The sequence below is a fragment of the Microbacterium sp. VKM Ac-2870 genome (genome assembly GCF_015350795.1).
Classification (GTDB): Bacteria; Actinomycetota; Actinomycetes; order Actinomycetales; family Microbacteriaceae; genus Microbacterium.
The window spans coordinates 551,059-569,842 of sequence record NZ_JADKSH010000003.1; the positions used below are offsets into that span (position 1 = coordinate 551,059).

General features: G+C 70.0%; 17 protein-coding genes. 6 read left to right on the plus strand and 11 right to left on the minus strand.

What is annotated here, in order from left to right:
• Window positions 1–54: 54 nt before the first annotated feature.
• The 4 genes from ITJ43_RS09995 to ITJ43_RS10010 are packed head-to-tail and all read right to left on the minus strand — an operon-like array spanning window position 55 to window position 5,100.
• Window positions 55–1,173 carry an acetamidase/formamidase family protein gene (locus ITJ43_RS09995; RefSeq protein WP_194583675.1) on the minus strand — a complete coding sequence of 373 codons (1,119 nt, stop codon included), beginning with the start codon at window positions 1,171–1,173 and terminating at the stop codon, window positions 55–57.
• On the minus strand, window positions 1,170–2,612 hold the full coding sequence (gene allB / locus ITJ43_RS10000) for an allantoinase AllB (RefSeq protein WP_194583676.1): 1,443 nt from the start codon (window positions 2,610–2,612) through the stop codon (window positions 1,170–1,172). Before allB ends, ITJ43_RS09995 begins: the two co-directional genes overlap by 4 nt.
• Complete coding sequence (locus tag ITJ43_RS10005; RefSeq protein ID WP_323741192.1) at window positions 2,600–3,433, minus strand: aspartate/glutamate racemase family protein; 834 nt, start codon at window positions 3,431–3,433, stop codon at window positions 2,600–2,602. The genes allB and ITJ43_RS10005 overlap by 13 nt, the downstream gene beginning before the upstream one ends.
• Window positions 3,430–5,100: an NCS1 family nucleobase:cation symporter-1 gene (locus ITJ43_RS10010; protein WP_194583677.1), complete on the minus strand. Its 1,671-nt coding sequence runs from the start codon at window positions 5,098–5,100 to the stop codon at window positions 3,430–3,432. Before ITJ43_RS10010 ends, ITJ43_RS10005 begins: the two co-directional genes overlap by 4 nt.
• 222 nt (window positions 5,101–5,322) lie before the next feature.
• Here ITJ43_RS10010 and ITJ43_RS10015 point away from each other — a divergent pair, with 222 nt between their 5' ends.
• From ITJ43_RS10015 to hpxO, 4 genes are all read left to right on the plus strand, one after another.
• The gene (locus ITJ43_RS10015) at window positions 5,323–5,946 is read left to right on the plus strand and encodes a helix-turn-helix domain-containing protein (RefSeq protein ID WP_194583678.1); all 624 of its coding nucleotides are present in this window, start codon (window positions 5,323–5,325) and stop codon (window positions 5,944–5,946) included.
• A gap of 1 nt (window position 5,947) precedes the next feature.
• Window positions 5,948–6,502: a 2-oxo-4-hydroxy-4-carboxy-5-ureidoimidazoline decarboxylase gene (gene uraD / locus ITJ43_RS10020; protein WP_323741193.1), complete on the plus strand. Its 555-nt coding sequence runs from the start codon at window positions 5,948–5,950 to the stop codon at window positions 6,500–6,502.
• A complete protein-coding gene (gene uraH / locus ITJ43_RS10025) occupies window positions 6,499–6,819 on the plus strand; it encodes a hydroxyisourate hydrolase (RefSeq protein WP_194583679.1) in 321 nt (106 codons plus the stop codon). The genes uraD and uraH overlap by 4 nt, the downstream gene beginning before the upstream one ends.
• Window positions 6,820–6,881: 62 nt before the next feature.
• Entirely contained in the window at window positions 6,882–8,075 is a 1,194-nt protein-coding gene (gene hpxO / locus ITJ43_RS10030; protein ID WP_194583680.1) for an FAD-dependent urate hydroxylase HpxO, read from the plus strand.
• Window positions 8,076–8,249: 174 nt separating this feature from the next.
• On the opposite strand, the gene ITJ43_RS10035 is transcribed toward hpxO, so the two are convergent.
• From ITJ43_RS10035 to ITJ43_RS10060, 6 genes are read right to left on the minus strand one after another with little or no spacing between them, the layout of a single operon-like run.
• Window positions 8,250–9,557, minus strand: coding sequence for a MinD/ParA family ATP-binding protein (locus tag ITJ43_RS10035; protein WP_194583681.1), 1,308 nt, complete (start codon window positions 9,555–9,557; stop codon window positions 8,250–8,252).
• Window positions 9,558–9,604: 47 nt separating this feature from the next.
• A complete protein-coding gene (gtfA, locus tag ITJ43_RS10040; RefSeq protein ID WP_194583682.1) occupies window positions 9,605–11,086 on the minus strand; it encodes a sucrose phosphorylase in 1,482 nt (493 codons plus the stop codon).
• Between the two features lie 41 nt (window positions 11,087–11,127).
• A complete protein-coding gene (locus ITJ43_RS10045) occupies window positions 11,128–12,096 on the minus strand; it encodes an alpha/beta hydrolase (RefSeq protein ID WP_194583683.1) in 969 nt (322 codons plus the stop codon).
• Window positions 12,093–12,917, minus strand: coding sequence for a carbohydrate ABC transporter permease (locus tag ITJ43_RS10050; RefSeq protein ID WP_194583684.1), 825 nt, complete (start codon window positions 12,915–12,917; stop codon window positions 12,093–12,095). Before ITJ43_RS10050 ends, ITJ43_RS10045 begins: the two co-directional genes overlap by 4 nt.
• Window positions 12,917–13,885 (minus strand): carbohydrate ABC transporter permease, encoded by a 969-nt coding sequence (locus ITJ43_RS10055; RefSeq protein ID WP_194583685.1) that lies wholly within the window; start codon window positions 13,883–13,885, stop codon window positions 12,917–12,919. Before ITJ43_RS10055 ends, ITJ43_RS10050 begins: the two co-directional genes overlap by 1 nt.
• A 2-nt stretch (window positions 13,886–13,887) precedes the next feature.
• The gene (locus tag ITJ43_RS10060; RefSeq protein ID WP_194583686.1) at window positions 13,888–15,237 is read right to left on the minus strand and encodes an ABC transporter substrate-binding protein; all 1,350 of its coding nucleotides are present in this window, start codon (window positions 15,235–15,237) and stop codon (window positions 13,888–13,890) included.
• A 163-nt stretch (window positions 15,238–15,400) separates the two neighbouring features.
• Here ITJ43_RS10060 and ITJ43_RS10065 point away from each other — a divergent pair, with 163 nt between their 5' ends.
• A complete protein-coding gene (locus tag ITJ43_RS10065; RefSeq protein ID WP_194583687.1) occupies window positions 15,401–16,477 on the plus strand; it encodes a LacI family DNA-binding transcriptional regulator in 1,077 nt (358 codons plus the stop codon).
• Window positions 16,478–16,519: 42 nt separating this feature from the next.
• Here ITJ43_RS10065 and ITJ43_RS10070 read toward each other — a convergent pair whose 3' ends face one another.
• Window positions 16,520–17,038 carry an adenine phosphoribosyltransferase gene (locus tag ITJ43_RS10070; protein WP_194583688.1) on the minus strand — a complete coding sequence of 173 codons (519 nt, stop codon included), beginning with the start codon at window positions 17,036–17,038 and terminating at the stop codon, window positions 16,520–16,522.
• Between the two features lie 64 nt (window positions 17,039–17,102).
• Here ITJ43_RS10070 and ITJ43_RS10075 point away from each other — a divergent pair, with 64 nt between their 5' ends.
• A complete protein-coding gene (locus ITJ43_RS10075) occupies window positions 17,103–18,782 on the plus strand; it encodes a glycoside hydrolase family 13 protein (protein WP_194583689.1) in 1,680 nt (559 codons plus the stop codon).
• Window positions 18,783–18,784 lie beyond the last annotated feature (2 nt).

An 18,784-nucleotide genomic window follows, 5' to 3' on the forward strand; every position in this document is an offset into this window, starting at 1 on the left:
GGCTCGCACGAGTCCCGAGAAGCGGGTCTGCGGCACCGCCGCGCGAGCGGCCGGTCACGAGGCGTCCTCGGCGGGCATCCAGGGCGGCCGGGCGGCGGCGAAGTCCGACTCGCGGATGCGCGCGTGCACGCCGCAGACGACGTCGACCACCTGCGAGATATCGAAGTCGGTCGCGGCCGACAGATAGGCGTAGGCCAGGTGCTCGGCCATGCCGTACCGCGCCTGCAGCAGATCGAGCGCCGCGCGCACCGCTTTGCGCATCGCCTCGCCGAGATCGACGTCGAGGCCGGTCGGCACCAGATACTCCGGCGTGCGCACGAGCGGACCGGTCACCTCACCGAACGCGGCGAGCGCCTCAGCCCGGGGCACGATGTCGAAACGCAAGGTGGCGCGCAGCGACGCCTCGAGTGCGGTCAGCGCGACCTCGCCGTCGCCCTGCGCGAAGTGCGGATCGCCGACGTATGCCAGTGCGCCCGCCACCTGCACCGGCAGGTAGAGCACCGTGCCTTCCACCAGCAGGTTGATGTCGATGTTGCCGCCGTGTGCGCCCGGGGGTACCGAGTGCGGGCGTTCGTCGCCGGCGACGGCGACCCCCATCGTTCCCAGGAATGGCGCGAGCGGAAACCGCACGACGCGCTCTCCCCCGTCGACGAGCGGCAGGATGCCGAGCCCGTCGGCGACCGGGGTGAACACGCTGACGTTCTCCGGTCCGCGCGGCAGCGTACCGGCCAGCGCGCCTTTGCCGTGCCGGTTGGAGATGACGCCGTAGGGCACCCGGGGCCGCAGATCGACCACCGTGATCTTGAGCAGATCGCCGACCTCGGCGCCGGAGACGAAGATCGGTCCGGTGACGACGTGCGGACCGTCGGCGACGGCATCGCGCGGCACGGTGGCGGCGATCTCGATCGCATCGGTCAGCACGTGCGCGGCCGGTACGCCGTGCCCGGTGAAGTAGCCGAGCGGATCCTGCCCCTGGTCGGGCAGGATGCCCTCGTGACTGACCGTGTCGATCGTCACCGTCTCGCCCGCGGCGATGGTCAGCACGGGCGCATCGGCGGCGCACGGCAACCGCCCCCACAGCACGGTCTCCGGCGAGGCCGGGAGATAGTGCTGCCCGGCGACCTCGCCCGTCCCGGGCTGCAGGATCTCCCTCGCCGCCGTCGTCTCGCTCATGACCTCGCCCCTTCGCGAATCGTGACACCCGCACCCGCACCCGCGCCCACACCGGCGCCCGCCAGCAGCTCGACGCCCGGCCGAGCGCGAGCGTCGTCGTCGCCGGCGCGGTACACGACGGTACCGCCGACCACCGTGGTCACGACGGCGCCCCGCAGCACGTGGCCGTCCCACGGCGACAGCTTGTGGCGGTAGAGCAGACGGTGTGCGTCGACCGTCCACTCCCTCTCCGGTGCGAAGACCGTCAGGTTCGCCCGCGCGCCCGGGATGATCACGCCGAGTCCTGGCATCCCGGCGATGCGAGCAGGTCCGGTCGTGAACAGCGGCAACAGGCTCTCCAGCGGGATGCCGCGGCGCGCCGCCTCGGTCCAGACGCTCGCGAATCCGGTCTGCACACCTGCGATGCCCCCCCACGCCAGGCCGAAGTCGCCGCCGCCCGCGGTCTTGAGGGCGAGCGTCGCCGGGGAATGGTCGCTGACGATCGCGTCGATCGTGCCGTCGACCACGCCCGCCCACAACAGGTCTTGGTTGGCGCGGTCGCGGATCGGCGGGCAGCACTTGAACGCGCTCGCCCCGTCGGGCACGTCTTCGGCGGCGAGCGTCAGGTAGTGCGGGCACGTCTCGATCGTGAGACGGATGCCCTCGGCCTTCGCGGCCCGGATCGCATCCAGCGCCCGGCCGTCGGCGACGTGCACGATGTGCGCGCGGCCTCCGGTCTCGCGTGCCGCGGCGATGACGGCGGCGATCGCCGCTTCTTCACTGATCGGCGGACGGCTGCGCAGGAAGGTCTCGTAGTGACGGCCCAGTTCGCCAGCCGGCCCCGCGCCGACCTCGACCGCGGCCTCGTGGAGGTGTCCCTCGTCTTCGGCGTGAGCGATCAGCAGGCCGTCGAACACGGCGAGCTCGGTCAGCGCGGCGCGCACGCCCGCGGCATCCAAGTGGCCGAACTCGTCGATACCGCTGGGCACCAGGAAGCACTTGAACCCGACGACTCCGGCGTCGGCGAGCGCGCGCAGGCTGCCGAGGTTCTCGGGTACGGCGCCGCCCCAGTAGCCGATGTCGACCGCGAGCGTGCCCGCGGCGGCGGCGCGCTTCGCCGCGAGCGCGGCGGGCGTCGTGGTGACCGGCACCGAGTTCAGCGGCATGTCGAACAGCGTCGTGATGCCCCCCGCCGCGGCGGCGGCGGTCCCCGTCGCGAACCCCTCCCACTCGGTGCGACCCGGCTCGTCCAGGTGCACGTGCGAGTCGACCAGCCCGGGCAACAGCACCTCGTCGGACCGCAAGACGATGAGGTCGTCGGATGCCGCGGCATCCGCGCCCGCGGCGGCCGACAAGGGCGTGACCTCCGCGATGACGCCGTCGACGATCCGCACCTGCGCCGGCCGGAACCCGCCATCGATCCACGCGCGCTCGGCGCGGACCACCCTCACATCCGCCACAACGCCGCCTCTCGTGCCATCGCCCCCGGTGCGTCCGCCGCCGAGTCCCCCGGTAGCTCCCCTGGTCGATCACCCGACGCTATCGAGGCGTCGTTTCGCTCGTGTTTCCGCCGTGGCGGTGGGGCATATTCCCCGCGGATGCCGGTGCGTACCCCCATCCGCACCATGGCGCCCGCGAGGCCCACCGCCGCCGCGACGCCGTCGATCACCGGGGCCTGCACCCGGGTCGACAGCAGTGTGCACAGATCCGCCATGCCGGCACAGCCGAGCACGATCGTGTCGACGGCGTCGCCGGTCGGCGCCTCTACCGCGTCGAGACACACGCGCTCGATCGTGGCGACCGTCTCGGCCGTCGCTTCCTCGAGGTCGAGGACGGGGATCTCGACCGCGCGGTACTGCGCGCAGGCGCTCTCCATCCCGTACCGGGCGACGAGGTCACGAGCTCGGCCCAGCGTGCGTCCGAGCGTCGTGACGATCGCGAAGCGTCGGCCGGCGATGGCGGCCACATGCATGGCCGCTTCGGCGATGCCGACGACGGGCACGTCCACGAGCTCCCGTGCGGCATCCAATCCTGGATCTCCGAAGCACGCGATGACGTACGCGTCGCTCCCGCCGGCGGCGAGATCGCGGCGGACGAGTTCGACGACGACTGCGGCGGCGGCCACCTCGTCGACATGACTCTCCACGGCGGAAGGTCCGCAGCCGGCATCCGGGCAGACCGCGGCGATCTCGACGTCCGGACCCGCCACCTCCCGAGCGGCGGCCGCGATCTTCGCGGTCATCGCCCGGGAGGTGTTGGGGTTGATCAGGAGGATCTTCACGGGGCGGCGGATCCCGTCGTGGCACCGGTGCGGGGTGCAGCGCCTGCCGCGACCGGGATCTCCGCCGAGATCGCGGGCGGTTCGGCGGCGGCCGTGGCGGCTGCGCCGTCGAGCGCGCCGTCCGAGACCCCGTCGGTCTCACCCTCGAAGGTCGGCACTCGTGGGTCGAGCCGTTCGAACAGCACGAACGAGGCGTAGCCGAGGCCGCAGCCGATGAACCAGCTGTAGTCGCTGATCCAGGAGATGTCGAACAGTCCCCTGTCGGCGAACAGCTTGGGGAAGACTCCGAGGAACACGGCGGGGACGCCGGCGACCAGCAGCGCTTTCATAGCGTTCGGGTTGAAGCCGCGGCGGTACCAGTACGGTCCCTTCGGGTCCATCGTGAACATGGCATCGGTCTTGATGCGCTGGCGTCCCGCGACGTAGTAGCCGGCGATCAGGATGCCGAAGAGGGGCCCGATCAGGGCGCCGAGCAGGCCGAGCGTGTAGTGGATGGCGTCGTCGTTGGAGTACCAGTTCCAGGGCGTCAGGAACACCGAACCGACGGCGGCGATCATGCCGCCCGCGCGCCACGAGATCTTCTTCGGGGCGACGTTGGAGAAGTCGAAGGCCGGTGAGATGAAGTTCGCGACGATGTTGATGCCGACGGTCGCGGTGACGAAGGTCAGGCCGCCGAGGAGGATCGCGAACCAGCCGTCGATGGCTTCGACCGTCTTGATGGGGTCGGTGATGAGCTGGCCGAAGACGGGGACGGTCGCCGACGCCGTGATCACGGTCAGCAGGGAGAAGAAGAGGAAGTTGATCGGTAGACCCCAGAAGTTGCCGCGCTTGACCGCCGCGAAGCTCTTGCCGTAGCGGGCGAAGTCGCCGAAGTTCAGCATCGGTCCGGAGAAGTACGACACCACCAGCGCGATCGCGGCGCACATCACCGGGATCGACGACCAGAAGTCGAGCTGCTTCGTCGACAGGTTGAACGAGATGTTCTGCCAACCCGCCTGCGAGACGAGGTAGATCGCCAGCGCGATCATCACGACGTACACGGCGGGGCCCGCGAAGTCGATGAAGCGGCGGATCACCTCCATGCCGTTCCAGAAGAGCAGGAACTGGGCGATCCAGAGGATGCCGTAGGAGATCCACCCCAGCGCCGAAAGCCCCAGGAACGAGATGTCGAGAAGGCCGGCCGAGCCGGGCACGAACTTGAGGAACACGATGTTCAGCGACTCGGCGGCGAGGAAGGTCTGCACGCCGTACCAGGCGATGGCGATCAGTCCGCGGATGATGGCGGGGATGTTCGCGCCGCGGATGCCGAAAATGGCACGGTTGACGACGGGATAGGGCACACCCGTCTTCTGGCTGGGCTTGGCCACGAGGTTCGCGAAGTACTGCACAATGACGATGCCGACCAGCAGCGCGATGAGCACCTGCCAGCTCTGCAGGCCGAGGGCGAACAACGACCCGGCGGTGACGTAGCCGCCGACCGAGTGCACGTCGCTCATCCAGAAGGCGAAGATGTTGTACGCGCTCCACTTCTGTTTACGCAGCGGTGCAAGGTCTTCGTTGGCGAGGCGTTCGTCGTACTGCGGTTTCATGTTGCCGGAGCCGGTGGGCATGCCGGCGGCTTCGACGATGTCGTAGACGCCCGTCGTGGGTGGGGTGTGCGAGGTCATGAGTACCTTCCAGGAGTGTCCGGTGGAATGTCGGAGGTGGAGCGGACCGCGACGTGGAGTCCGTGGCCTGGTGGTGCTGATGTGAAGTTATTACTTCACGCGTTGCGCGCGATTTCGCCCGTGTAACGGCTGTGTGAAGTTGCCCCTTCACATGTGACAAACGCGTGTCGATGTCTCCGCGGCGCCGCCCGCAGGCCGCACGGGCCCGATACGATCTCGACCATGAGCCCCGCCGCCGCTTCCTCCGTCGACCAGGCGGATGCGAGCGCGGCCGATCGGGCGGAGAGCGTCGGCGAGCGTCTGCGCGCGCTGCGCATCGCCCGCGGCATGTCGGCCCGCGACCTCGCCGCGCGGCTGGGCATCTCCCCCAGCGCGGTATCGCAGATCGAGCGCGGCGTGATGCAGCCGAGCGTCTCGCGCCTCATCGCCATCACCGACCAGCTGGACGTTCCGCTCACCTCGGTGTTCGACCCCTCGAGCGACCAGACACCTTCGACACCGACGAGCTTCGGCCTGCGCCGGGCCGAGCACGACGCGGGGATCGTGCTCGACGACGGCGTCCTGTTCCGCCGGGTCTCCCCCGTGGCCACTCCCGGGGTGGACTACTTCGAATCGACGTACCCGCCGGGGGCCACCGCCCATCGCGACGAGGGACTCTTCCGCCACGAGGGGTACGAGGTGGGCACCGTGGTGTCGGGCGAGCTCACCGTCGACTTCGACGACGAACGCGTCGTCCTCCGCGCGGGCGACGCCATCAGTTATCCCTGCTCTCGCCCCCACCGCCTGCACAACACGTCGGACGAACCGGTCGTCGCGCGCTGGCTCATCGTGCACGGACCGCACTGACGTGGGCGCTCCGATCACTCCCGCCGCCTTCGATGGCCTCGATGCGGATGCCGCGGCATCCATCGTCCGCGTCTGGGCCGCCGTGCCCGCATGGGTCGCCGACATCGTGGCCGCGCGTCCGTTCGGCACGCGAGATGCACTGATCGTCTACGCCGACAGACGCGCCCGCGCGTGGACCCGGAGTGATCTGGATGCCGCACTCGCGCACCACCCGCGTATCGGCGAGCGTCCGCGCGGATCGGGCGCCGACGCCGAGGCCTCTCGCGCCGAGCAGGCGTCGATGTCGTCTGCGGCGACCACGACGGCAGACGCGATCGTCGCAGGGAACGTGGCGTACGAGGCACGGTTCGGACGTGTGTTCCTCATCCGGGCCGCGGGACGCAGCCCCGAGGAGCTGCTCGCCGAGCTCGAACGTCGTCTCCGCAACGACGACGAGACCGAGGTCGGCGAGGCGCTCCACCAGCTGCGCGAGATCGCCCTCCTCCGACTGCAGAGCGCGATCGCCTGCGACCAGCCGCATCAGCCGCACGAGCCGCACCCGGAGACGAACGCATGAGCCACCTCACCACCCACATCCTCGATGGGGCGACGGGAAGCCCGGCCGCCGATGTCGAGGTCGCGCTCCGAGACGCGGAGGGTGTCGTCGTGGCATCCGGACGCACGGGAACCGACGGCAGGCTGGCGCTCGGGCCGGACGCGCTGGAAGCGGGGGTCTACGCCCTCGAGTTCCAGACGGGCGCGTATTTCGCGGCGCGGGGCACCGCCACGTTCTACCCGTTCGTCTCGATCCCGTTCACGGTGGCCGATGCCCCGCACTACCACGTGCCGCTGCTGCTGAGCCCGTTCGCGTACTCCACCTACCGCGGCAGCTGACGCACGCGCGCAGTTACCCGGGTGAAACCTCGCGGTGACACGGCATCCGTAGCGTGACCGGTATGAAGGTCATCATCGTCGGCGCAGGTGTCGGGGGAACGAGCGCGGGCATCGCGCTGCAGAAGCTCGGCCACGACGTCGTCATCTACGACCAGATGCGCGAGAACAAGCCGGTCGGTGCTGCACTGTCGCTGTGGTCGAACGGGGTCAAGGTCCTCAACTGGCTGGGCCTCGGCGCGGAGGTCGCGGCCCTCGGCGGCGATATGGCCGACATGGTCTACCGCGACGGCCGCACCGGCGAGACTCTCTGCGACTTCTCGCTCGCGCCGATCACGGCCCAGACGGGTCAGAAGTCCTACCCCGTGGCGCGCGCCGACCTGCAGGCTCTGCTGATGGAGCGGTTCGGCCTCGACGGCATCCACCTCGGCAAGCGGCTCACCGACATCGCCGACGACGGCGCCACGGTGACGGCAACCTTCGCCGACGGCACCACCGACACCGCCGACCTGCTCATCGGGGCGGACGGGGCGCGATCGCTCACCCGCGACTATGTGCAGCTCGACGGCGCACCGACGATCGAACGCACGTATTCGGGGTACACGAACATCAATGGGCTCGTGCCGGTGTCGGAGGCGATCGGCCGCGCGACCGCCTGGACCACCTACGTGGCCGACGGCAAGCGGGCTGCCGTCATGCCGGTCGCGGGCGACCGGTTCTATTTCTGGTTCGACATCCCACAGCCCTCCGCCATCCCGTACGACCGTGCCGACGGGGTGGCTCCGTTGCGTGAGGCTTTCGCCGGATGGGCGACCGGCGTGCAGGAACTGCTCGACGCGATCGATCCCACCACTTCGCTCAACCGGGTGGAGATCTGGGACATCACGCCCTTCGACACCTGGACGAAGGGGCGCGTCGCGATTCTCGGCGATGCCGCGCACAACACCACGCCCGACATCGGGCAGGGCGCCTGCTCGGCACTCGAAGACGCCTTCGCCCTGGGTATCGCCTTCGCGACGAACTCGCTCGACGTGGCCGATACCCTCCGCCGCTACGCCGCGATGCGCGTCGAGCGCGCTGGGGAACTCGTGATGCGGGCACGCGCACGGGCATGGGAGACCCACGCCTTCGATCCGGCCGTGACCGACGCCTGGTACGCGAGCCTGCGCGGCGCCGACGGGGCCGGGATCATCCGCGGCATCGTGGGCAACATCGAGGGGAGCCCCGTCAACCTCGGCGGCGGCGTTCTCGCCCGCTGACTTCGCCGCGGCTACTACCCGCCGGGCCGCGCCGGCGTCACCCGCCGATCCGCGGACCGAACTGCAAGGGATACCGCGCGACACGCCGCGGCATCAGCCATCCCGCCGGCGCGTCGCCGCGAAAGCCCTTGCAGTTCGGGCAGGCGCGGCGCGGCAGGCGACGGCGACGGCGGATCAGAGACGGCGGGCGATGGATGCCGCGACGGTGAGCCACGCGTCACGGCTCTCGGGCGAGAGCGCGTCGAAGTCGATCGGGCCGCCGTCCACGAGAGCGGGGTCGAACGGCACGTGCACGACCTCGGCGGTGACCTGCGAGAAGTGTCGCTCCAGGCGGTCAGCCAGCTTGCGGTCGGGTTTGGCCGACGGGGCCGCGAGGATCGTGACGGCCTCGTCGATCTTGTGATCGAAGCCCTTCTCGCGCAGCCCATCGAGCAGCCACGCGGCGCTGGCGGCGGTGTCCTCGCGCACCGTCGAGACGATCACGAGCTGGTCGGCGGCGGCGACTGCGGCCACCCAGTTCGACGCGCGCATGTTGTTACCGGTGTCGACGATCAGCAGGCGGTAGTAGCGCGACAGCACATTGTGCAGGCGATCGAATCCGGCGGCATCGATGGTGGAGGATGCTGCGGCATCCTCGTCGGAGGCCAGCACGTCGAATCGCGCGTCGACCTGCGTGCGCACGTAGGTGTCGAGGGCGGCGAGGCTCGCGTGGCCGGGCGTGGTGAAGCGGTCGAGGTCATCGAGCAAGTCGACGGCGGTGCGGTGATGCGGTGCGTGCTGCGCGCGCCAGCCGAGCGTGCCGCGCGTCTCGTTGTTGTCCCACGCGAGGGTCGCGCCGCCGCGCTGGGTGCCGAAGGTAGCGGCCAGCAGCAGGGTGGAGGTCGTCTTGTGCGCGCCACCCTTCGGGTTGAGGACGACGATCGTGCGCGGCGCGTCGAGCCGACGCTGCACGAGGCGTTCCCGGTCGAGACGGGACTGTTCGGCCTTGCCGGGACGCGGCGAGATCGCTCCCCCGGTGACGCGACGCAGTGCACCGCGCCAGCCCTCCGTGGCCCGCGGGCGTGCGCGGTCGGCGCGGGAGTTGAGCAGGTCGTCGACCGTCGGGGTCGCACGCTGCGTGGGTCCGCGCTGGGCGCCCTCGCGACGGGTGCCGCCGCTGCGCAGGGGGCCGTCCGCGAGAGTCGCCGCGGAGATCGGGGCCGCGCTGGCCGCAGCCGACAGCGGCGCCGCGGCATCCTCGGCCGGAGCGGTCGCCTCGGTGAAGCTGCCGTCAGGGCTGACGACGAGCGCCCAGCGCGTGGCGCCGTCGACGACCGTCGCGGTCACGGGCTCTCCGGCTGACGCGGCCATCAGTCTGATCGACTCGACGATGCGGCTGCGCAGGCCCTCCTGGGTCGAGGCGAAGACCTCGTCGACCTCACCGGCGAGATGGATCTCGGCGGCGGTCTGCGAGGTGACGAGCACGGTCGGTTCGTAAGTCACGCCTCCGAGTATCGCATCGCCCTCTCGCGGCCACACAGTTCGCTCGGCTACCGGGCGTCCAGCAGTTCGCCGGCGGTCCAGCGCCGCACGGCATCCCCGTCGGTCGCCGTCAGCGCGAAATCGCGCGCCACGATGTCGAAGCCCAGCTCCACCCGGTGCGCGCCGTGCACCCAGGTGAGGGTGCCGGTCGTGTCGGAGACGTCGGCCGTGAACTCGCCGTCGAAGGCGAGATGCGCCGCGCGCAGCCGTAGCAGTTCGCCCTGCGCGCGCACGATCGGCCGCTCGAGTTCGACGGCGATCTCCGCCGCGGTGTAGTGGTGACGGTTGACGTCGCGGCCGACGCCGGTGGCGCGCAGCAGCTCGAGGTCATTGCGTCCGGCGAACAGTCCGACGTAATACACCTGCGGGATGCCGGGCACCATCAGCTGCAGCAGCCGCGCGAGCAGATAGGCGCGGTCGTCCGCACCGACGGCGTCGTAGTACGTGCAGTTGACCTGGTAGAGATCGAGGTTGGAGGCGGCCGCACCCGTCGCCAGGCGGCTCGTGCCTCCGCTCGCGTCGTGGATCGCCTCGACGAGAGCGTCGATCTGCGCGGGAGCGAGCAGGCCCGCAATTCCGGGCTTGAGGTCGCTCTCGCCGACGTCGACGATGCCGATGCCGTCGTGCGTGTCGAGCACGGTCACCGTGTTGTCCGGGCGCACCGTCAGCCACTGGGCGAGCGGGCGGAGGTCGTGCGCGTGCAGGGCGTGCAGCACGAGCGGTGGCAGCGCGAAGTCGTAGACGTAGTCGACGCTGCGCGCGATCTCGATCTGCTGCGTGAAGTGGCCGTGCACCTCGAGCAGCACCTGCAACCCGCGAGCGTGGGCCATCTCGAGAATCCGCTTCGTGTAGCGATCGGTCGCCGCCGTCATGAAGCAGTCGGTGCCCGCTTGCTTACCGGTGTAGCCGACGGCATCCAGGCGCAGCATCGTGACCCCGCCGGCGGCGAGCGCATCGATGACCGACGTGAGGTAGTCCCACGCCTGGTCGGTGCGCAGGTCGATGTCGACCTGCTCGGCCGTGAAGGTCGTCCAGACGAGCCGTTTGCGACCGCCCAGCTCCATCACCGTGAACGGCAGCCCCGGCCGCGGGCGGTAGATGCGGGCGAGGTCGTCTTCGCGGGCGCCGTCGGGGAACACGGCGTCGAGCGTGAGGAACATCGGGGCGTGCGGCGAGGCGTCGCCGCGGCGGCGCACGTCCTGGAACGCGTCGGATTCCGCCGAGACGTGGTTGACGATCACGTCGCTCATCACCGTCGCGCCTTCACTCAGCGCGCGAACGTCGTCCCAGCTGCCCAGTCGCGGGTCGATGCGGGTGTGGTCACGCGGATCGAAGCCGGCATCCACCCCGTCGAAGGGAGTGAAGTAGGGCAGCAGGTGGATGCCGCCGAACATCCCCGACAGCGGGGTGTCGAGCATCTCCCGCACGCCGGTGACGGTGCCGGCGAGGCGGTCGACGTAGGTGATCAGCTGCGGGGGCGTGCTGTTCATGGCGGGGCTTTCTCTGAGGTGGTGGAGGGAGAACGGGATGCCTAGGCGCGACGCAGGATGCGCCGCAGCCACGCGCGGCGGGCGTGCTGCGCGTCGCGCGACAACGGCAGCCAGGGCGCCATCAGGTCGAACGCGTGCGTGCCGCCGGGCCAGACGTGCAGTTCGGCGTCGCCGCCGGCACGCCAGATGGCGTCGGCGAACGCCAGGCACTCGTCGCGGAAGGTCTCGGCGGAGCCGACGTCGATGAAGGTCGGCGGAAGTCCACTGAGGTCGTCGGCGAGCGCCGCCGACGCGTAGACCGGAACGGTGGCGTCGTCGGGGCCGCCCGAACCACCGCCGAGGTAGGCCGCCCAGGCGACCTCGTTGGCCGCACGATCCCACGAGCCGTGGCCGGCCATCTGTACGGCAGAGTGTGACGTCGAGCGGTGATCGAGCATGGGTGCCTGCAGCAGCAGACCCGCCGGGCGGGGGCCGCCGTGATCGCGCACGTACAACGCGAGCGCCGCAGCCAGGCCCGCGCCGGCACTGATTCCGGTGACCACGATCCGGGCGGGATCGATCTCTGCCGGGGCGTCCGCACTGCCCAGCCAGCGGAGGGCGGCGACCACGTCGTCGAGGGCGGCGGGATACGGATGCTCCGGAGCGAGACGATACGCCACCGACACGACCGCGCACCCGACGCGTTCGGCCAGGGCCGCGACGGCCGGCATCTCCGAGTCGGCGTCGCCCGAGACCAGGCCGCCGCCGTGCAGGTGCAGCAGCACGGGTACCGGGCGGCGCGCGTCGACCGGAAGGGCGATCACCACCGGCACCTCGAGGTCATCGGCGATGATCGTGCGGGTCGACCGCACGAAGGCGCCGTGCCGCGTGAGCTCCAACGCGGATGCCGCGACCGCACCGCGTCGCAGGCGCGGGATGTCGTCGGTGGTGATCGAGACGATGACATCGTCGAGCTCGCCGAAGGCGCGCGCCACCCCGGGATCGAGGGGCGGGCGGGGCGGCGGGGTCATCCCTTCACCGCGCCCTGGAGCAGTGCCGCGACGAACTGTCGCTGGAACACCAGGAACACGATCAGCGTGGGCAGCAGGATCAGGATCGACCCGGCGCACAGGAGCGGGATGTCGGTGCCCCACTGGCCCTGGAACGCGCCGAGCGCACCGGCCATCGTCCGCTTGGTCGGGTCGTCGACGAGCACGATCGCGAGCAGGAACTGGTTCCACGTCCACAGGAACAGCAGAATCGCCAGCGACGAGATCGCCGGACCCGACAGCGGAACGTGGATGCGCCAGAACAGCTGCCACGTGCTCGCGCCGTCGGTGCGAGCGGCTTCGGTGAGCTCGTGGGGCATGTTGACGAAGTGCGCGCGCATCCACATGACGGCGAACGGCATGAACAGACCGATGAGCGGGAAGACGATCGCCCACTGTGTGTTCAGCAGGCCGTAGCCGCGGATCTGGTAGTAGATCGGCACGATGATGCCCTCGATGGGCAGCGTCAGACCGAGCACGAAGATGACGAAGAGGGTGCGCGAGAACGGAACCTTGAGGTGACCGAGCGCGAAGCCCGCGAGGGTCGCGATGAAGAGGCTCACCGGCACCACGGCCAACTCGATCAGGATGCTGGAGCCCAGCATCTTCAGCATGTCGGCCGACTGGAAGGCCCGGATGAAGTTGTCCCAGTGGGGCTCATCCGGCCACGACAGCCCGGATGGGTAGGTGCCGGGGGCGTGCAGGGCGGTCACGAAGAGCGAGATGAACGGGATGATCGTCAACGCCATGACGACGACGAGCAGGAGGCGGCCGGACCACACCTCGACGGCGGAGGTCTTCATCAGCTCTCGTCCTTTCCGCGGGTGAGCTTGTTGAGCGGCAGCACGACGGCGAGCACGAGGAGGGTGAGCACGACCGCGAGGGCGGATGCCTGCCCGACCTGGCGCTCGAAGAAAGCGAGGTAGTAGATCTCCAGTCCGGGCACCATCGTGCTGCGGCCCGGGCCGCCCTGCGTGGAGATGAAGATGATGTCGAAGCTGCGCAGGGCCCCGATCACGGTGATCAGCACCGCCACACCGAGTTCCTGCCGGATGGCGGGAAGGGTGACCGTGAAGAACTCGCGGATGGGTCCGGCGCCGTCGATGCGCGCGGCCTCGTAGAGGGCCGGATCGATCTTGGTCATGCCGGCCAGCAGCAGCAGCATGCACAGGCCCAGCGAGACCCACGCACCGATGACGCCGACCGCGGGCAGTGCGGTGTCGAAGTCGCCGAGCCAGGCCCGGGTGATGCCGCCGAGCCCGATGGCGCGGAGGAACTGGTTGATCGCGCCGTCGGCCGCGAGCAGCCACGTCCACATGATGCCCGCGGCGACCAGCGGGATGACCTGCGGCAGGAACAGCACGGTGCGCGACACCGAGGCCAGGCGGCTGCCGCCCAGCTTGCGGATGAGCGCCGCCGCGATGAGGCCGACCGTCACCGGGATGATCGAGAAGTAGAGGATGAGCGTCAGCGCGTTGACGATCGGGCCGAGCAGCTGCGCGTCGGTGAAGATCCGCACGTAGTTGTCGAGACCGGCCCACGTCGCGGTGGTGACGCCGTTCCAGTTGTAGAACGAGTACTGCACCGTCGAGGCGAGCGGCACGAGCACGAAGAGGGCGTAAAAGGCCAGGGCGGGGGCGACGAGCGCGAGACCGACGACGGCCTCCCGCGACCATCGCACGCGTCGGGGGCGGCGCGGGCGATGGTCGCGGGTCGGGGTCGCACGGTCCCGCGCGGCCCGGGTCGCCCCGGGCCGCGTGGACGTGCTCATGATCAGCCCTTCTTGCTGCTCGTGTAGTCGGTCTGCACCTGGGTCAGCAGGCCCGACGGCGTCTGCTTGCCCGCGAACAGTTCCTGCAGGTTCGGCGTGAGGCTCTTCGCGTAGATCGAGCCGGTCGCGTTGGCGATGAAGTCCATCGACCCGTTGTTCTGCGACAGCTGCGCACCCGCAGCGAGCGTCTCCGCGGTCACCGTGCCGTCATTGACGGCCGGCATGAAGGCATCGGCGGGGCCCATCGGGTGCGATCCACCCTTCTGCACGGCGATGGTGCGTGCCGTCTCGTTGGTGGCGACCCAGTTGAAGAAGAACGCCGCGCAGTCGGGGTGCGCCGCCTTCGCCGAGACGCCGTAGGTGAGCGGCGCCGACATGGCGCCGTTCTGACCGCCCGCCTCAACCGGCGGCGAGAGGAAGAATCCGACATCGCCGGGCATCTGGGTGTCGAAGTTGCCCGACTCCCAGTCACCATCGAAGATGAACAGGCTCTGACCGCCGGTGAAGCGGCTGATCATCTGCGAGTAATCCATCGAGTTCGCGTCGTCGGCGAAGTAGCCGGCCTTGATCCACGAGTCCAGGTGCTCTGCGGCCTTGGCGTTCTCGGGTGTGTCGATCGTCGCGTTGTCTTTGAGGAAGATCCAGTCGTTGATCGCACTCGGCTTGCTGTAGCTGGCCATCAGCGCCTGCAGGGGGAAGGCGAGACCGCCGGTCGCGCCGCCGTTGAACTGCGCGATGGGGGTGATGCCGGCATCCTTCGCCTTCTTCAGGTAGGAGTCGAACTCGTCCAACGTCTTCGGGGCCGCGGTCATGCCGATCTGGGCGGCGAGCTTCTTGTTGTAGAAGACGCCCGTGACCGAGTAGTTGACGCCCATCGCGTAGAGCGAGCCGTCTCCGCGCTGGCCCTTGTCGTTGACGCGCAGCTGCTCGAGCTGCGACGTGGGCCACTTGTCCCAGCCGTACCCGGTCGCGTAGGCGTCGAGGTTGTAGAGGAGCTTGTCGTTGACCAGGTCGACGATCGTGGGAAGGCGCATGATGTCCGGCGGCGAGTCGACGAGAACGCGGGGAGCGTTCTGCGTGATCACCGCGAACTGGTCTTCACGGGTGTTGAACGTGACGTTCGGGAACTGCTTCGTGAACTCCGCCGTCAGATCGTTGAACAGCGGGAAGCCGGTCTCGACGTACGCGCTGAGGGTGACCGGGTCGGTGCCGCAGGTGAGCGCCACGTTGCCCGAGGGCGCCTGAGCGGTGGAGGTGTCTGCGCCGGGAGGGGCGCAGGCGGTGAGGGCCAGCCCGGCGATCGCCGTCGTGGCGACCGCGGCGAAAACGCGCATGCGCGTGGTGTTCGACATCGTTGTCTGCCTTTCCATGCAGGTTCTGCAGTTATCTCGGTGCGAGGATGGTGTTTGCTGCTATACCGATTCAGCTCGCGTGCTAAAACGTACTAGCAGTGATGGACTCCCGCAACCCCCACGAGGCGGATGCGACCGAGACGAGAGAAACAGGAGCGCCGAGGTGGTCAGAAAACGTGTCACGCTCTCGCAGGTCGCGCTCGAAGCGGGCGTGGCACCGTCGACGGCATCGCTCGTGCTGGCTGGCCGCGCCGACGAGTTGCGCATCTCGACCACGGCGCAGGAGCGGGTGCGCGAGGCTGCCCAGCGGTTGGGCTACCGCCCCAACGCCCTGTCGGCGGGGCTGCGTACCGGCACCACCCGCACCCTCGGGTTCGTCTCTGACTCGGTGGCGTCGTCGCAGCTGACCGGTGAGATGATCCGCGCGGCCATCGAAGCGGCGCGCGCCCGGGGCTACATGGTCTTCGTCGGCGAGACCGGCGGCGACGCCCAACTCGAGCGCGACCTGCTCGACGCGATGTCCGATCGGCAGGTCGACGGGCTGATCCTCGCCACCATGCTGACGCACGCCCGACAGATTCCTGCGGCGGCCACACGGATGCCGACGGTGCTCCTGAACATCGAACCCATCGGAGAGCGCGGCAGCGTCGATCTCGTCCGCGTCCTTCCGGACGAGTACCGCGCCGGCCAGGACGCCGCGCGGCTGCTCGTGGACACCGGGCATCGCCGCATCCACATCATCGGGGTCGGCGCCGATCCGGAGCACGCCCACCCCTTCGCGCTCGCGGCCGCCCTGCGGCTGCGTGGCGCACTGTCGGTGCTGACGGAGGCGGGCATCGACATCGTGTCGGCGCAGCCTGCCACCCAGTGGCTGCCCCCCGAGGGCTTTCGGTTGACGAGCGCGGTGATCGAGCGCGGCGAACCCTGCGATGCGCTGCTCTGTTTCAACGACCGCCTCGCGATGGGGGCGTATCAGGCCCTTCACGAGACCGGGCTCCGCGTGCCCGACGATGTGTCGGTGGTGTCGTTCGACGACACCACCTTCGCGCGCTGGCTGCGCCCCGGGCTCACGACGTTCGCATTTCCGCAGCGGGCGATGGCCAAGCGGGCCACCGACGAGCTGATCGATCTGATCGAGCGCGGGGAGCATGCGGGCGACGAGGGCGGCGGGGTTACCGGCGCCACCCACCTCATTCCCCTACCGCTGCGGTCGCGCGAGTCGGTCGCCGACCGGAGCTGACCGGAGCCGACGGGAGCCGCGGCGGCCGAGCGCTGCGGCGGCTCAGACCCGGAAGACGGAGTGCACGGGGCCGCAGACCTCACGGCCTCCGAGCGCGACGAGCTCCATCAGCACCGCCGTCCCCGCCAGCTGCAGGCCGAGCTCATCGAGCAGTTGCTGGCCCGCGCGCAGGGTGCCGCCGGTGGCGAGGATGTCGTCGACGAGCAGCACGCGGGTGCCGGCGGCGAGGTCGTCACTCATCTCAATCTCGGCGGTGCCGTACTCCAGCGCGTACGCGACGGATGCCGCGGGCCGCGGCAGCTTGCCCGCCTTGCGGATCGGGGCCATGCCCACACCCGCGGCGATCGCGACGGCGCCGGCGAGCATGAAGCCGCGCGCCTCGATGCCCGCGACGACGTCGAAGTGCCCGGCGAACGGTTCGATGACGGCATCCACGACGGTGCGCAGCGCCGCGGCATCCGCCAGCAGCGGCGAGATGTCGCGGAACAGCACCCCCGGCTCGGGGAAGTCGGAAATAGACGCGATCAGGGATTCGGCGTGGGCGAGAGCCTCGGAAGTCACCGGTCAAGGCTAGCCGCTCCCCTGCCCGACGCCCTGCGCAAGCGCTTGCGCTATGGTGGTGCGCATGACGTCTCTGATGACTTCCTCCCTGCCCGGCATCGGACAGAACCGTCCGGGCGCCGAATGGTGGCGCACCGCGGTGATCTACCAGGTCTATCCCCGCTCGTTCGCCGACGCGTCGGGCGATGGGATCGGCGACCTGGCTGGCGTGACCGCGCACCTCGACGATCTGCAGGCGCTCGGGGTGGATGCCCTCTGGCTGAGCCCCTTCTACCCCTCCCCGCAGAAGGATGCCGGGTACGACGTCGCCGACTACTGCGACGTCGACCCGCTGTTCGGCACCCTCGCCGACTTCGACGCGATGCTGGCCGCAGCGCACGACCGCGGCATCCGGGTGATCGTCGACCTCGTTCCCAACCACAGCTCCGACCGCCACGAGTGGTTCCAGGAGGCTCTGGCCTCGGCACCGGACAGCGCGGCACGCGCCCGCTATCTGTTCCGCGACGGCGCCGGCGAGAACGGCGAGCTGCCGCCGAACAACTGGGAGTCGGTCTTCGGCGGTCCCGCCTGGACCCGCATCACCGACGCCGACGGCACACCCGGGCCCTGGTACCTGCACCTGTTCGACTCGAGCCAGCCCGACTTCGACTGGTCCAACCCGGAGGTGCAGGAGCGGTTCCGCGGCATCCTGCGCTTCTGGCTCGACCGCGGCGTCGACGGCTTCCGCGTCGACGTGGCGCACGGCCTGGTCAAGAGCGACGGACTGCCCGACCATGTTCCCGCCGTGGATGCCGACAGTATGGGCGGTCACGATGAAGCTCCGTACTGGGGCCAGGACGGCGTGCACGAGATCTACCGCGACTGGCACCGCGTGCTCGCGGAGTACGACGGCGACCGGGCCCTCTGCGCCGAGGCGTGGCTGCCCACGGTCGACCGCACCGCCGAGTGGGTGCGCCCCGACGAGATGCACCAGGCGTTCAACTTCCCGTATCTGATGACCGAGTGGAACGCTCCGGCGATCCGCGAGGTGATCTCCGAGTCGCTGCGGGCGTTTCCCGCGGTCGGCGCGCCGGCCACCTGGGTGCTGTCGAACCACGACGTCGTGCGGCACGCGTCGCGACTGGCGCTGACCGCCGAGAACCCGCAGGGTCACGGCATCGGCCCCGATTCCCCTGGCCAGCCGATTCCGGAGGTCGGGCTGCGTCGCGGTCGTGCGGCCACCACGGTCATGCTCGCCCTACCCGGCTCGGCGTACATCTACCAGGGCGAGGAGCTCGGCCTGCCCGAGGTCATCGCCCTCCCACCCGAGACGCGGCAGGATCCGACCTGGTTCCGCACCGACGGCGAGCGCTACGGCCGTGATGGATGCCGCGTGCCGATCCCGTGGTCGGCGGATGCCCCGGCATACGGATTCAGCCCGACGGGCTCTTCGTGGCTGCCGCAGCCTGCGGAGTGGGCGTCGCTCGCGCGCGACGTGCAGGAGGCAGACCCCGACTCGACCTTGTGGCTGTACCGCACCCTGTTGGCGACCCGTCGCGCGGAAGGGCTCGGCGCTGCGGAGCTGGAGTGGATCGACGGCTACGGCGACGACGTGCTGGCGTTCCGCTCTGGCGTCGTGACGGTCATCGCCAACGCCGGAACGTCGCCCGTGCCGCTGCCGTCGGGGACGGTGCTGGTGGCCAGCGAGCCGTTCGAGGGCGCCGAACTGCCCGTCGATGTCGCGGTGTGGATGCACGCGAGCTGACC

What these genes read in the sequence shown, in the direction of transcription:
- ITJ43_RS09995 (WP_194583675.1), bottom strand. Translation starts at nt 1,173, where the DNA reads ATGAGCGAGACGACGGCGGCGAGGGAGATCCTGCAGCCCGGGACGGGC.
- ITJ43_RS10010 (WP_194583677.1), bottom strand. Translation starts at nt 5,100, where the DNA reads ATGACCTCGCACACCCCACCCACGACGGGCGTCTACGACATCGTCGAA.
- ITJ43_RS10015 (WP_194583678.1), top strand. Translation starts at nt 5,323, where the DNA reads ATGAGCCCCGCCGCCGCTTCCTCCGTCGACCAGGCGGATGCGAGCGCG.
- uraH (WP_194583679.1), top strand. Translation starts at nt 6,499, where the DNA reads ATGAGCCACCTCACCACCCACATCCTCGATGGGGCGACGGGAAGCCCG.
- hpxO (WP_194583680.1), top strand. Translation starts at nt 6,882, where the DNA reads ATGAAGGTCATCATCGTCGGCGCAGGTGTCGGGGGAACGAGCGCGGGC.
- gtfA (WP_194583682.1), bottom strand. Translation starts at nt 11,086, where the DNA reads ATGAACAGCACGCCCCCGCAGCTGATCACCTACGTCGACCGCCTCGCC.
- ITJ43_RS10045 (WP_194583683.1), bottom strand. Translation starts at nt 12,096, where the DNA reads ATGACCCCGCCGCCCCGCCCGCCCCTCGATCCCGGGGTGGCGCGCGCC.
- ITJ43_RS10050 (WP_194583684.1), bottom strand. Translation starts at nt 12,917, where the DNA reads ATGAAGACCTCCGCCGTCGAGGTGTGGTCCGGCCGCCTCCTGCTCGTC.
- ITJ43_RS10055 (WP_194583685.1), bottom strand. Translation starts at nt 13,885, where the DNA reads ATGAGCACGTCCACGCGGCCCGGGGCGACCCGGGCCGCGCGGGACCGT.
- ITJ43_RS10060 (WP_194583686.1), bottom strand. Translation starts at nt 15,237, where the DNA reads ATGTCGAACACCACGCGCATGCGCGTTTTCGCCGCGGTCGCCACGACG.
- ITJ43_RS10075 (WP_194583689.1), top strand. Translation starts at nt 17,103, where the DNA reads ATGACGTCTCTGATGACTTCCTCCCTGCCCGGCATCGGACAGAACCGT.